This is a genomic window from Campylobacter novaezeelandiae, from assembly GCF_004323845.1.
Lineage (GTDB): Bacteria > Campylobacterota > Campylobacteria > Campylobacterales > Campylobacteraceae > Campylobacter_D > Campylobacter_D novaezeelandiae.
The window spans coordinates 30,458-44,097 of the sequence record NZ_QPGR01000004.1 but is presented as its reverse complement, the minus strand read 5'-3'; the positions used below and the strand labels follow the sequence as shown (position 1 = coordinate 44,097).

Genomic DNA, 13,640 nt, shown 5'->3' with positions numbered 1-13,640 from the left:
TTTTATAAATTAAAATAATCAAGAGATTAATTTTAATTTCTCTTGATAATTCTGTCGGTAGAAAAATAAAAACAACATAAAAATACTGATTTTATTTTTTCCATGAAGCTTAAACTTAAAATGTAATTATTATATTTCTTTGATTTATTTTTCCAAAAATCAATAAATTTCTCATCAATTTTAGGATTTATTTCAACTTCTTTTATTAAATCATTTATATAATCAATTCTTTTTTGTTTAGATTTAATGGTTTTTAATTTCCTAGCTTCTTTGTAATACTTAATACATTGATTTTCAAAAAGATTTGTATCATAATTATCTTCCAAAAATTGAATTGTATTTATAATTAAACCATAGGCTTTGGGATGTCTTTCCTGTATTTCTTGTTCCATTTCTAACGCAATTTTTCTTCTGCTTTCTGCAGTATCTTTATTTTTTGATTTTAAGGCTATATTAACGCTTTCTTCTGCAATTTGAATAAATCTTATCGCTTTTGCATATTCATCTTGATTGTTTAAAGATAAATTATACAAAAATTTACCCTGTTCATCTATAGAAAGGCTTTTGTATTCTTCATATATTTCTTTATAAGAGCTTTCTATTTTTTCTAAGTCTTTTTGCTCTTTTTCTTTTTTAAATTTTTCATTTATTTTTCGTATTTTTTGTTTGTGTTCTTCGTCAATTTTTTGTATTTTTTGCTTATACTTAATCCAATCTTCTTTACTCTCTTGTTTGTATTTGTTCCACTCAAACTTGAATTTGCTCCAAATTTCTTTTAGTGATTTATATAGTTTTTATAATCCTTATTTACAAATTTTAAGAATTTAAAAATTAGAATTTTATATTTTCTAAATCTTCTTTTGCTTTTTTTAAGATATATTCATCATTAAAAGTGAAAAATTTAAAATCATTTCCATGTTGGGTAAAACCATCAAGCAAATCACCGCTTAAACGGTTCTTAAGATCAAGCTCTGCAATCTTAAATCCGTCTAGAGTTTTAGAAAATTCTAGTAATCTTTGAGGAATTTCTTTTAATTTTGTATATAAATAACAATAACTTTTAACACCATTTCTACCAACCCTACCACGTAATTGATGCAAAGTTGCGAGTCCTAATCTTTCAGCTCCAACTATAACAATAGTGCTAAGTCTTGGCAAAGAAATTCCCACTTCAACAACAGTAGTACTAAGCAAAATATTACCTTCTTCTTTAAAACGTTGCAAAATTTCATCTTTATTTTTATCTTTTCCGTGGGTAATAAAAACTTTCTCATAATGAGTTTTCCAGTAATCACTAGCTTGTTCTAAGGAAAGATAAGGAATTTTATCGCTTGGATTTACCAAAGGATAAATAATAATGATTTGATGTTTTAGCTTAATTTCTTCTTTAATTTTTGTTTCAAGTAAAGCAAAATCTTCATTTTTTATACATAAAGTTTGAATATCTTTTTTAAAAGGCATTTGTTTTATAAAAGAAAAATTTAAAAGCTCTGATTGTATCATACTAAGAGTTCTAGGAATTGGAGTGGCTGAAAATTGGATAAAATGAGGACTAAAATCTCCATTTGATAACTCATAAATTTTTTGCCTTTGATTTGATCCAAAGCGATGTTGCTCATCAATCATAATCAAAACCGCCCCATGTTCTTTTAAGTATGTAAGCGCATGTGTTCCTATAATTAAATGGGCTTTTTTAATATTTTCTTCTAAATTTTTATCCTTTTTACCTCCTTTGATAAATAAAATATCCATAAAAGCGGGCAAAAGCTTTAAAGCTTCATCATAAAGTTGTTTTGCTAAAATGCTAGTAGGTGCCATTAAAATAGCTTGTTTTGGATAAACCATTAAAGCAGCTCCTAACAAAACCAAAGTTTTACCACAACCAACATCTCCCATAACTACACGTTTTTTAGCCTCTTTAGATTCTAAATCTTTTCTAATATCTTCTAAGGCTTTAAATTGATCTTGAGTTAACTTAAAAGGTAAATTTTTTATCCAAGAATCAATTTTAAAAATTTCAAAATTAAAACTTTTGTAAGTTTTTCTTTTGCTCTTTAATCTTTTTAAAAAATTAAAAATCTCTATATATTTTAAATCTTTTTCAAAATTTGAAAAATTTTGATACAAAATATAGCATTTATGATCATAAGAATGTAAATTAAGAAGTAAATGAATATATTTTTCTTGAAGTTTGCTCTCTTTTAAATTTTCAAAACTAAGATAGCCTTGTATCAAATTTTGAATTTTTTCATCTCTAATACCAGAAATTTGATACTTTGGAATAAAACCACCTGTTTTATTTATAATCTTAGGATTGCTAAATTGCCAATTTTGATTAAAAAAATTTAATTTTGCACTAAAAATTAAACAAGAACCTGTTTTTAAAAGTTTTATATGCCAAACATTGGGATTAAAAAAAACAAAATGAGCATCTATTTTCCATCCCTCACACTCACAAATTCCAAAAATTTGATTTTTTTTTAAAGTTACACTTTTAATTCTAACTTTTTGTATGCAAATTTCACCTTGTTTTGGAGAAGGGCTAAGATTTAAATTTTCAATTTTTTTAGGCAATATTAGGGCTAAATCAATAATATTTTTAACCCTTAATTTTTTAAAAAGTTCAAAATCCTTAACATCAATTTTCATTTTTTAAACTTGCAAAGCTAAGTTTTAAAATTTCATCATGCTTTTTAATATAAGCATTGATCTCATTTAAATTAACTTTCTCTATATTTTTAAGTTCATTTTTATAATATCCTAGTTCCAAATCTTGATAAAATTCATAAAATGCTATATTTAATCTTTTGCTTAAACTCTCATATCTTAAAGGGGTGCTCCCAAGTAGAAAATTTTTCGCTTGATTTAATTCTTCTTCATTAATCCCCTTATTAACAAACTCATCAAAAACCTGTTTTATAATTTTCTTAGCTTCTTGTGCATTTTCATTTTTAGTTTGCAAATACCCAAAAATACGATTATAAGACAAATTTAAATCAAGCATAGAATAAGCTGAGTAAGCAAGACCTCTTTTAACACGAATTTCTTCCATTATCCTAGATCCAAAACCTGCTTGACCTAGCACAAAATGAGAAATTTTAGCCATATAAATATCATTATCTTTTATACTTCCATAAAATGGAGAGGCAAAATAAATATAAGCTTGCTCACTTTCTTTACGCACCAAATTCACATCTTTTAAGTGTGAAGTTAGATCATATTTTTTATCAGGAATTTTTTCTCCTTTATCCAAAGGGCTTAAAATAAGTTCTAATAATTTTTGCATATCCTTTTTTATAAAATCCCCACCTAAGCTTATAATAAGATTACCAAGGTTTATATGCTTATTAAAAAAATCTTTTAAATCTTTAAGGGTAATTTGTTTTATACTCTCTTCATTTCCATCATTGGGGCTTTTAAATTCTTCATAATCAAATACATTTGAATTTAATAAATTCTTTGCCAAATAATCAAAATCACTATTTTTACTTGCCAATTCACTCAAAACAAGAAATTTATTTTTCTGTAGTATTTTTTCATCAAAACGAGGTTGCTTTAATAAATTAGCCAAAGATTTAAAAGCAAATTCTTTGTATTCTTTTAATAAAGTAAGATTAATTTCTAAAGTTTCAAATCCGCTACTAGATGTAAGATTAATAGCCTTTAGCTCTAATTCTTTAAAAAAATTATCATCCACGCCTTCATTTAAAATTCTTGCAAACATTCTTGCAGTTCCTGGTATCTTATCAAAAGATCTTCCACAATTTTTAAAAACTAATTTTAATACTATAACCGGAAGATCATTATTCTCTTCAAAAATCAAAGGAATTTTTGTATTTTTAAAATCTAAATATTCTAATTTCATCAAAACCTTTCTAAAATTTCATAAGCTGTATTTCTTTTGGCAGCTTTTTCGCCTAAACTTTGAATAAGTCTTATCATCTCATCTTGATTCATCTTATAACTTGCTCCAGCTGCTGAAACAACATTTTCCTCCATCATAGTAGAACCTAAATCATTGGCTCCAAATTTTAAAGCAAGCTGCCCTATTAATGAGCCTTGAGTTACCCAAGAGCTTTGAATATTTTTAAAATTATCCAGATAAAGTCTTGATAAAGCAAGCAATCTTAAATAACGATTAGAGCTTTGTTTTAAAATTTCAGGATGCTTTTTGATTAAAAGAGTATTTTCGCTTTGAAAACTCCACAAAATAAAGGCTCTAAAACCATTTGTTTCATCTTGAAGTTCTCTTAAATATTCTAAATGATCAATAATTTCTTCATTTGTCTCTACAGTTCCAAACATCATTGTAGCAGTGCTTTTCATACCTATTTTATGTGCATTTTTATGGACTTCAAGCCATGTTTTTACATCACATTTATTTGGAGCTATAATATCTCTTACCCTATCACTTAAAATTTCTGCTCCAGCTCCAGGAATAGAAAAAAGACCCTTATCTTGAAGTCTTTTTAAAACTTGAGCAATAGAAATTTTAGAAGCTTTTGCAATATAAGCAATCTCTACTGCAGAAAAGCCATGAATTGTAATATCAGGATAAGTTTTTCTAATCCAATCCACCAAATCCTCATACCATTCTATCTTAAGCTTTGGATGAACCCCTCCTTGAAAAAGAATTTGAGTTCCACCTATAGCTTTAAGTTCTTCTATTTTTTTGCCAATTTCTTCAAAGCTTAAAATATAAGCATCATCTTCTTTATGGTGACGATAAAAAGCACAAAATGAACAATCAATACAACAAACATTAGTATAATTAATATTACGATCCACTACAAAAGTTGTAATTTTATCAGGATGTAATTCTAATTTTTTTTTATAAGCCATCTCTCCTAATTCTATCAAACTTGCATTTTCAAGTAAATTTAGAGCTTCTTTTTTATCAAGTCTTTTATTCAAAATTTTATCCTCATTTTCATAGTTATCTTTAATATAAACATTATAGCATTTAAAAATATAAAATTGTGTTATAATTATAAGTTATGAATTATATAGATTTATTAAAAAATAATAAAAACATACGAATTTTAGCAAGCGTGCAATTTGTTGTTTATTTTGGGGCATGGTTTTCTCAAACTGGAGTTTATACTCTTTTAGTAAGTTTAAATGCTCCTACTTGGGCTATTTCAATAAGCGCTATGCTTGCTTTTTTGCCTGGGGTTTTACTCGCGCCCATTAATGGTGTTATTGTTGAAAAAAATAAGCCTAAAAAATTATTATTAAGCATGGCAAGTCTTGAACTAATATCCATTTTTATGCTTATTTTTGTTAAAGATCTTAGTATGCTTTGGCTTTTATTTGTTTTAATCTTTTTAAGACTTTGCGTAGCTTCAATTTATTTTCAAACAGAAATGAGTTTACTTGCTAAAATACTTAGCGCCAAAGAATTAAAACTTGTTAATGAAATGCATAGCATTATATGGGCTGTTTCTTATACTGCTGGTATGGCGATGGCTGGAATTTTTATTAATTTTTTTGGGGTTCAAAATGCCTTTTTATTTGATGTTTTTCTTATTGGTATTGGAATCTTTTTCCTTACTAAATTAATTATTCCAGATTTTGAACGAAAAAAACAAGATAATTTTATCTTGATGATAAAAGATGGATTTTTATACATTTTTAGAAAAAAAATTATTTTACATCTTATAATACTTCATGCCTTTGTTGGAATCACTGCATATGATGCTTTAGTAACGCTTTTGGCTAAACATCAATACAAAGAAGTGCTATCTGCTGCTTTGGTAATAGGCTTTATTAACGCGGTAAGAGCCTGCTCTTTAGCTATTGGTCCAATTATCTTAAGTCGTTTTATCAACAGTAAAACTCTTATTTATTTTTATATTGGACAAGGGGTAGGTATTATACTTTGGGCTTTAACTCAGTTTAATTTTTATCTTTCTTTTTTAGGTTTAATAGCAGCTGGATTTTTCACATCATCTCTTTGGGCCTATACTTATACTATGGTGCAAAAAAACTGCGATAAGGAATACTATGGAAGAGTTATAGCTTATACAGATATGGTTTATCTTACTTTTAGTGCTATTGTTTCTATTTTAATAGGAATTTTATTTGAATGGGGATTAAATTTACAAATGATTACTTCTTTACTAGGAATTATATTTATATTTGCTGCTTGTTATTGGAAATATTTCATAAAAGCTTATTCCAAAGAATTAAGCTAATCTTTTATAATAATATTTTCCAAATTTTTAAAATAAAACAAATTCATTCCGTCTTGATAATTATATTCAAGCTTTATACAATGAGATTCTAAGATAGTATTTACAATATAAAGCCCCAAGCCAAAACTATCTTTTTGCTTAGAACCTTGAGTAAAAGCTTGAGTATAATATTCTAAAGAATTATTAAGTTTATCTCCATAATTTTTAAAACAAATAAAATCTTTTGAAATTTCAATTTGCAAAAAATGCTCTTTAGAATATTTAACACCATTATCAATCATATTTTTAATTGCTGTTGTAAAAAGTTTAAAATCAACACTAACAAAAAAACTTTCTTTAATAGAAATTTTAATATTCTTATCATCATTCATTGCTACTTCTTTGGCTTCATCTAAAATATCTAAAATATTATATTTTTTTTTATTGATAAAAGCAGCCCCAGAAGTAATTTGTTCAATTGCAGCAAATTCATTAATCAAAATTTCAAGACGATTAAATATTCCCTCCAAACGACTTTTATATTTATTATCCTCAAGCATTTCTAATGTAATTAGTCCTTTAGTAATTGGGGTTTTAAGTTCGTGCATAATATTTCTTAAAAAAAACTGACGCGATTGATTAAGCTTTCTAATTTGCACTATAGCCAGATAAAAAGCATTGGCAACTTGAGAAATTTCATCTTGTCCGTTGCTTACATCTTCTATTTCATTAAGTTTATTAAGAGCAAATTTATCGATTTGTTTTTTTAAGGCTTTTAAAGGTTTTAATTTTTTAAAAATAAAAATATAAAGTAAAATTAATATACATATGACAGCTATTGCAATAGCTTTTATCATAAAATATCTATAGCTTTCGTAATCTTGATCTTTATAAAGAAAAATTTTACCATCAAAAATAATGTTAAGATAAATTTCTTTATTATAAGAAATGATTTCTATAAGACCACTATTTGTTTGTGCTCTTCCCCATACTTCACCATAAAATAATACTTTTCTAATATTTTTTGCTTCTGTAATTTCATTCATTTTATAATTTTTAGTTTGCTCTTCAAATTCTTTTTTACTAATAATTCCACTAAAATATAATAATCTAGCATTAGCAATCAAAGAATATTTAGCATTAAGCTCATTGCTATAATTTTGTTGATCATATTCTATAAGCCACAAAAAGGCTAAAATAACACTCACTCCAGCAAAAATAAAAATAAAAGTAATAACATAAAAAATTGATGATTTATTCATTGAGTCAACTTATATCCAATGCCTCTTATAGAATGAATATATTTAGGTGTTTTTGGGTCATCTCCCATTTTTTGACGAATTCGACTAATAATAACATCTATACTTTTATTGCTTGAATCTTCGCTAATAGAACTACAATTATAAACAAGCTCCTCGCGACTTACAACACCACCTTCTTTTTTAATCAAATAACTCAAAATATCAAATTCAGCATTTGTAAGATTTAATTCTTGCCCCTTCATTGTAATAGCATGCTTATACTGATCATAAACTAAATCTTTACTAATACGAGAAGAGGTGTTTTTAGTATTAGAAATACGTCTTAAATGACTCCTAATTCTTGCTTGAAGTTCTTTAGGATTGTAAGGTTTTGGCAAATAATCATCTGCTCCAAGTTCTAAAGCATTGACTTTATCACTAATATCGTGCCTTGCGCTTGAAATAATAATAGGAATGTCGTATTTCTTGCGAATTTCTTCGCAAACTTCAAGCCCATCAAGTCCAGGTAAAGTAAGGTCTAAAATAACAAGTTCATATTCCTTTAAGGCAAGTTTTGAAAGCCCTATATAGGGCTCATGGGCAATATCAACCTTCATCTCAGATTTTTCCAAATACTCGGCTATAATTTCAGCCAATTCTAAATCATCTTCTATCATAAGAATATGGATCATAAATGTTCCTTAAAAAATAAATAACAAATTATACTATAAATTAAATTTATTATTTTATAACAAGTAATGTAACAAAACCACCACGATAAACCCAAACTTTAATCCATTCTTTCTTTCCTATTTTTTTGAAAGCTTCGCTTAAATCTTTTAGATTTTTCACTTCAATTTGCTCAACTCCAACTATAATATCCCCTGCTCTAAATCCAGCACTTTTTGCCTTGCTTTTATTTTTAACCTCATCTACTAAAACACCATTAATATCGCCTGGAATTTGAAGTTTTGCTTTTAAATTAGCATTAAGTTCTTTTAAATTTAGACCATCGATAATATTGGTTTGATTTGCCTTATCCTCTTTATCACCCTTTAAAATAAAGCTTACTTGCTTAACAACACCATCTCTTTCATAAGTTATATTTATATTTTGATTAGGTTCTAAAGTTCCAATATAATTTTTAAGATCTGTTGGACTCTTAATGACTTTATCATTTACTTTTATAACCAAATCTCCTCTTTTAAGCTTAGCATCATCTGCTGAAGATCCTTTTTGAACATCAGTAATTAAAGCCCCTTCTTGATTTTTATAAGCCTTTTTAGTATCCCCTTGTAAAGCTGAAATAGTGACGCCTAAAATTCCTCTTTCAATCTTACCTTTTTGAATAAGTTTTTTTGAAATATCTTTAACCATATTAGAAGGGATAGCAAAACCTATACCATTGTTACCTCCGCCTCTTGAAAGAATTGCTGAATTAATTCCTACTAAAAAGCCTCTAGTATCTACCAAAGCTCCTCCTGAATTTCCAGGATTAATCGAAGCATCTGTTTGAATAAAATTCTCATATTGGTTAAGACCAATATTATCCTTATTAAGTGCGGAAATAATTCCACTAGTAACACTAAAACCTACTCCAAAAGGATTTCCAAGAGCAAAAACTATATCCCCTTCCATTAAATCATCAGAATTCGAAAAAGTAACAGCTTGAAGATTATTTGCCTCTATTTTAATAACAGCTAAATCTGTTTTTGGATCTTTTCCTATAAGTTTAGCTTTATATTCTGTATCACTTCCTGGTAAATTTACCATAATATTATCTGCATCTTCTACAACATGATTATTTGTAACTATATATCCATCTTTAGAAATTATAACTCCAGATCCCAAAGAATTAACAACTTCCTTATCGCTTTTTCCTTTTCTTTTTGGAAAATCAAAATCAAAAAATTGTTTAAAATAAGGATCATTAAAAAATTCTTCTAAGGGATTTGTCCTATCTGAATATTCTATTGTTTTTGAAGTTGAAATATTTACAACAGATTTTTTTACATCTTTAATTGCATCATGATAAGATAAAACAACATTAGATCCATTAGCAGGATTTACACGATTTGGATTTGAATTTGCTTCGTTAAAATTAATATTTGCACTAAATAAATAACTAGCTAAAGCAACACATAAAAATATTTTTTTCATAGTTGTATCCTTTCAGTGATATAAATTATTTTTTAATATAATTTATATAAGTATAAATTCAAAAATTTACTAATTTGTAAATAAAAGCTTGAGTATAAAAATTTATAAAACTTGATTGACTAAGACTAAAGTTTATGATATAATTTTTTATTAAAAATACAGTTTAATTTTTTAGTTTAAAAATATCTAAGGAAAATTATGAATAGTTTATATGAAACTTTAGGCGTATCAAAAAACGCAAGTAGTGATGAGATAAAAAAAGCTTATCGTCGCTTAGCAAGAAAATATCATCCTGATATCAATAAAGAAAAAGGTGCTGAAGAAAAATTTAAAGAAATTAATGCTGCATATGAAATTTTAAGCGATGAGAAAAAAAGAGCACAATATGATCAATATGGAGATAGTATATTTGGTGGACAAAGTTTTCAAGACTTTTCACGCAATAATAACGGATTTGATATCAATGATATTATCAATGATCTCTTTAATAGAAGTCAAAGGGGTGGATTTAAAGGTTTTAATTCACGAGGATTTGGTAGTGACTTTAGTGGATTTGGAGATTTTGAAGAAGATTTAGATACTAATACTAGTATTAATATTCCGTTTGAAACAGGTATTTTAGGAGGAGAATATAGTATCAACCACAATGGAGAAAATATTAAAATTAAAATTCCTCACGGTATAAAAGATGGAGAAAAATTAAGAGTTAGAGGCAAAGGTAAACAAAGAGGATTAAAAACTGGGGATTTGATTATTAAAGTAAATTTAGAAAAAAGTCCCATCTATGAAAGAGACGAAGATGATCTTATAAGAAAATTTGACATCAGTCTTAAAACAGCTTTATTTGGAGGAAAAGTTAATATACAAACTCCAAAAAAAGAAGTAAGCTTTAGTATCCCTGCTAATTCTAAAAATGGTCAAAAAATTCGTCTTAAAGGTTATGGAATACAAAATAGAAAAACAAAGATTTATGGAGATATGTATTTAATTTTAAATATTATTTTACCAAATACTGATGATTTAGATGAAAATTTAATTACACTTTTAAAAGAAAAATTAAAGGATTAATATGGAACACAATTATGATGAACCAGTTTATTTAATAAGCGTTGTTGCCAAAGTTCTTAGTATACATCCTCAAACCTTAAGACAATACGAAAGAGAAGGTTTGATTGAACCAAGCAGGACAGATGGAAAAATCAGACTCTATTCTCAAAGAGATATCGATCGCATCAAACTTATATTAAGACTTACAAGAGATATGGGTATTAATTTAGCAGGTGTTGATGTTATTTTAAAACTTAAAAATCAAATTCAAGAGTTTGAAAGTTTAATCAATGAGTTACGCTTAGAATTAAGCAAAAAAGAAAATGGAGGTAAATCAAAAGCTGTTATAAAGCATCAAAGCAGTTTTGATTTGATTTTCTATGAGAAAAAATAATGGAAAATTTCTTACAAATTTTTTTAATTGCTGCTTCTAGTGTTATTATTTTAAATGTTATTTTTAAAAAATTTGAAATTCCTACAATAATAGCTTATATTGTTACTGGAATTATCATTAGTCAAATTTATCATTTTAATGGAAGTCATGAGTTAAGTGACATTGCTGAATTTGGTATTGTTTTTTTAATGTTTACTATAGGACTTGAATTTTCTTTTAAACATCTTTTAGCAATGAGACAAGAAGTATTTTTAAACGGTAGTTTACAAATGCTTACTTGCGGACTTATTTGTAGTTTTATAGTTATATTTCTTTTAGGGCTTAAAAATGAAATAGCTATGATTGTAGGTTTTACCTTGGCTCTTTCTTCTACGGCCATTGTTTTAAAAATTTTAAATGATAATGCAGATATTAATGAAGCTTACGGAAAAAAAGCACTTGGAATTTTACTTTTTCAAGATATAGCGGTAATTCCTTTGCTTTTAATTGTTGAAATATTTTCTTCTCAAAACACAAATATATCACAACTAGTTTTAACTATTTTTATCAGTGCTATTCTTTTACTTACTTTACTTTATTTAATAAGCAAATATTTAGTCGATAGAATTTTTCGTTTTGTTATATATACCTCTTCTCAAGAAACTTTTATAGTAACTATACTTTTTATAGTTATTGGAGCAAGTTTCTTGGCAAATAATTTTGGTTTTTCCTATTCACTTGGTGCTTTTATGGCTGGAGTTCTTATAGCAGAAACTAAATATAAACATAAAATTGAAGCAGATTTAATTCCTTTTAGAGATTTACTTTTAGGATTATTTTTTATAACAATGGGAATGCAAATTCAATTTAATATTGTTTTTGAAAACTGGCTAATTATATTATCTCTTATTCTCTTGGTTTTAATCTTTAAATTTATAATTGTTTTTGGTTTTTTATTTCTATACACCAAGAAAAGCATAGCCTTAAAAACTGCTTTTAGCATCTGCCAAATAGGAGAATTTGCTTTAGCAATTTTTTCACTTTTGCAGGCCAAAGAAATGCTTGATATTAAAATTGCGCAAATTCTTATTGTAACTTCTATTATTACAATGATATTAACGCCTTTTATTTTAAACAATATTCGAAAAATTACAAATATAGTAGAAGATATAACATTAAATTCAAATTCCAACTCTTATATCCAAGATAAATCAGAACTTAAAAATCATTTAGTTATTTTTGGATATGGGCATTTAGGACAAGAAGTTGTGCAAAAAATAAAACGTACAGGTATCCCCTATATAGCCTTGGAAAATGATCTTAATCTAGTAGAACTTGGTTTAAGTCGTGGCGAAAATGTGCATTTTGCAAATGTGGCTCAAAAAGAAACTTTAAAAATTGCTAATATAGAAGAATGTGCTGTTGTAATTATTACCTTTAATAATGAAAATAAATTAGAAATGCTTTGTCAAATTTTAACAAGTTTTTCAAGGCCTATTGATATTATTATTCACATCAATAGAAATTTGGAAAAATTCCTTTTCTCGGAAACTGATAAAAATATACACATTATTAAATCAGAAAAAGTTTTAGCTAGAAATTTAGTTCAACAAGCTATAGAATGTCGTATTCAAAAAAATATTTAAAGGATAATTTTGACTAAAAATGAAGAAAAAAAAATAAGAATTAAATATATAAGAAATTTAGAAAAATTTTTTAATGAAGCAAGTCTTTCTTTAAAAAAAGAAAATTTTGACTTAGAAAAATTTAGAGAAAAAGTTTTAAAAAATGCCAAAATTCTTAAAAAGGATCCCTTTGTTTTTATAAATTCCAACTACATTAAAAATTTGGAAAATTTTGCCAATACATGTTTAAATTTTTCTATGGAACAAAATGATCTTTTAAAACAAGTTCATTTTATAGAAAAGCTTAAAAAAAATCAAAATTATAAAAAAGATAAATATAAAAATTATTTAAAGGAGTATATGTGATCAATGTTATTTTTGATATGGATGGGACGCTAATTGATAGTGCAAGCGCTATAAGTGCTGCGGTAAATGAGATCAGAAAAGATCTTAATCTAAGCCCTCTTTCTAAAGAACTAATTTATAAAATCATCAATACACCAGGAATCAACTGGAGCAAAGAGCTGTATAATATCGATGATGCAAATCACCCTAATTTCAAAGAAGGCTTTGAAAAATATTTTTTAAAACACTATGAGCAAAGTGCTAATTTATATGAAGGGGTTTATGAAATTTTAGAATTTTTAAAAAATAAATCCTGCTATTTAGCTATTGCAACAAACGCTCCTCAAAGCTCTTTAAGTGATATCTTAAAAAAACATAATATTATAAAATTTTTTAGTAAAATTTTAGGAGTAAGTTTAGGGATCAATCCAAAACCAGATCCTATGATGTTAAATCTTATAAAAGCAGAAGCGCCTTTTTCAACAAGTATTTTTATAGGAGATAGCTTAAAAGATAAAGAATGTGCAAAAAATGCTAATGTTATTTATTTTAATGCAAAGTGGTATGAAAAAGAAATTTTAAAAGATGAATTCAGTAATGCTTTAGAATTAAAAGCTTTGTTAGAAAATTATTTATAAGTTTTTCAAATAAAAAAAGATAAAATTAAAATTAA

Annotated in this window: 12 protein-coding genes and 1 pseudogene; 6 read left to right on the top strand and 7 right to left on the bottom strand. The window is 26.4% G+C overall.

Annotated features, from left to right (window positions below; genetic code table 11):
- Positions 1-134: 134 nt before the first annotated feature.
- The 4 genes and pseudogenes from DU473_RS03185 to DU473_RS03170 form a co-directional block, all read right to left on the bottom strand.
- A pseudogene (locus tag DU473_RS03185) lies at positions 135-593 on the bottom strand (hypothetical protein); the annotation flags it as partial.
- Positions 594-831: 238 nt separating this feature from the next.
- Positions 832-2,649, bottom strand: a complete 1,818-nt coding sequence (recG, locus tag DU473_RS03180; RefSeq protein ID WP_131186513.1) for an ATP-dependent DNA helicase RecG — start codon at positions 2,647-2,649, stop codon at positions 832-834.
- On the bottom strand, positions 2,639-3,865 hold the full coding sequence (locus DU473_RS03175; RefSeq protein ID WP_131186512.1) for a M16 family metallopeptidase: 1,227 nt from the start codon (positions 3,863-3,865) through the stop codon (positions 2,639-2,641). The genes recG and DU473_RS03175 overlap by 11 nt, the downstream gene beginning before the upstream one ends.
- Positions 3,865-4,914, bottom strand: coding sequence for a dehypoxanthine futalosine cyclase (locus DU473_RS03170; RefSeq protein WP_131186511.1), 1,050 nt, complete (start codon positions 4,912-4,914; stop codon positions 3,865-3,867). Before DU473_RS03170 ends, DU473_RS03175 begins: the two co-directional genes overlap by 1 nt.
- 83 nt (positions 4,915-4,997) lie before the next feature.
- Between DU473_RS03170 and DU473_RS03165 the strand changes: the two genes are divergently transcribed.
- A complete protein-coding gene (locus tag DU473_RS03165) occupies positions 4,998-6,197 on the top strand; it encodes an MFS transporter (protein ID WP_131186510.1) in 1,200 nt (399 codons plus the stop codon).
- Here DU473_RS03165 and DU473_RS03160 read toward each other — a convergent pair.
- The 3 genes from DU473_RS03160 to htrA are packed head-to-tail and all read right to left on the bottom strand — an operon-like array spanning position 6,194 to position 9,577.
- The gene (locus tag DU473_RS03160; RefSeq protein ID WP_131163621.1) at positions 6,194-7,438 is read right to left on the bottom strand and encodes an ArsS family sensor histidine kinase; all 1,245 of its coding nucleotides are present in this window, start codon (positions 7,436-7,438) and stop codon (positions 6,194-6,196) included. The genes DU473_RS03165 and DU473_RS03160 overlap by 4 nt on opposite strands.
- The gene (locus DU473_RS03155; protein ID WP_131163622.1) at positions 7,435-8,109 is read right to left on the bottom strand and encodes a response regulator transcription factor; all 675 of its coding nucleotides are present in this window, start codon (positions 8,107-8,109) and stop codon (positions 7,435-7,437) included. Before DU473_RS03155 ends, DU473_RS03160 begins: the two co-directional genes overlap by 4 nt.
- A gap of 49 nt (positions 8,110-8,158) precedes the next feature.
- On the bottom strand, positions 8,159-9,577 hold the full coding sequence (gene htrA / locus DU473_RS03150; protein WP_131163623.1) for a serine protease HtrA: 1,419 nt from the start codon (positions 9,575-9,577) through the stop codon (positions 8,159-8,161).
- 198 nt (positions 9,578-9,775) lie between these two features.
- Between htrA and DU473_RS03145 the strand changes: the two genes are divergently transcribed.
- From DU473_RS03145 to DU473_RS03125, 5 genes are read left to right on the top strand one after another with little or no spacing between them, the layout of a single operon-like run.
- The gene (locus DU473_RS03145) at positions 9,776-10,645 is read left to right on the top strand and encodes a DnaJ C-terminal domain-containing protein (protein ID WP_131163624.1); all 870 of its coding nucleotides are present in this window, start codon (positions 9,776-9,778) and stop codon (positions 10,643-10,645) included.
- A 1-nt stretch (position 10,646) separates the two neighbouring features.
- Positions 10,647-11,018: a heat shock protein transcriptional repressor HspR gene (locus DU473_RS03140; RefSeq protein WP_131163625.1), complete on the top strand. Its 372-nt coding sequence runs from the start codon at positions 10,647-10,649 to the stop codon at positions 11,016-11,018.
- Positions 11,018-12,643, top strand: coding sequence for a cation:proton antiporter domain-containing protein (locus DU473_RS03135; RefSeq protein ID WP_131163626.1), 1,626 nt, complete (start codon positions 11,018-11,020; stop codon positions 12,641-12,643). Before DU473_RS03140 ends, DU473_RS03135 begins: the two co-directional genes overlap by 1 nt.
- A gap of 9 nt (positions 12,644-12,652) precedes the next feature.
- Positions 12,653-12,988, top strand: a complete 336-nt coding sequence (locus DU473_RS03130; RefSeq protein ID WP_131163627.1) for a hypothetical protein — start codon at positions 12,653-12,655, stop codon at positions 12,986-12,988.
- A complete protein-coding gene (locus tag DU473_RS03125) occupies positions 12,985-13,605 on the top strand; it encodes an HAD family hydrolase (RefSeq protein WP_131163628.1) in 621 nt (206 codons plus the stop codon). The genes DU473_RS03130 and DU473_RS03125 overlap by 4 nt, the downstream gene beginning before the upstream one ends.
- Positions 13,606-13,640 lie beyond the last annotated feature (35 nt).

Coding starts and splice junctions, on each gene's coding strand:
- recG (WP_131186513.1), bottom strand. CDS start 2,649: ATGAAAATTGATGTTAAGGATTTTGAACTTTTTAAAAAATTAAGGGTT.
- DU473_RS03175 (WP_131186512.1), bottom strand. CDS start 3,865: ATGAAATTAGAATATTTAGATTTTAAAAATACAAAAATTCCTTTGATT.
- DU473_RS03165 (WP_131186510.1), top strand. CDS start 4,998: ATGAATTATATAGATTTATTAAAAAATAATAAAAACATACGAATTTTA.
- DU473_RS03160 (WP_131163621.1), bottom strand. CDS start 7,438: ATGAATAAATCATCAATTTTTTATGTTATTACTTTTATTTTTATTTTT.
- DU473_RS03155 (WP_131163622.1), bottom strand. CDS start 8,109: ATGATCCATATTCTTATGATAGAAGATGATTTAGAATTGGCTGAAATT.
- htrA (WP_131163623.1), bottom strand. CDS start 9,577: ATGAAAAAAATATTTTTATGTGTTGCTTTAGCTAGTTATTTATTTAGT.
- DU473_RS03145 (WP_131163624.1), top strand. CDS start 9,776: ATGAATAGTTTATATGAAACTTTAGGCGTATCAAAAAACGCAAGTAGT.
- DU473_RS03140 (WP_131163625.1), top strand. CDS start 10,647: ATGGAACACAATTATGATGAACCAGTTTATTTAATAAGCGTTGTTGCC.
- DU473_RS03135 (WP_131163626.1), top strand. CDS start 11,018: ATGGAAAATTTCTTACAAATTTTTTTAATTGCTGCTTCTAGTGTTATT.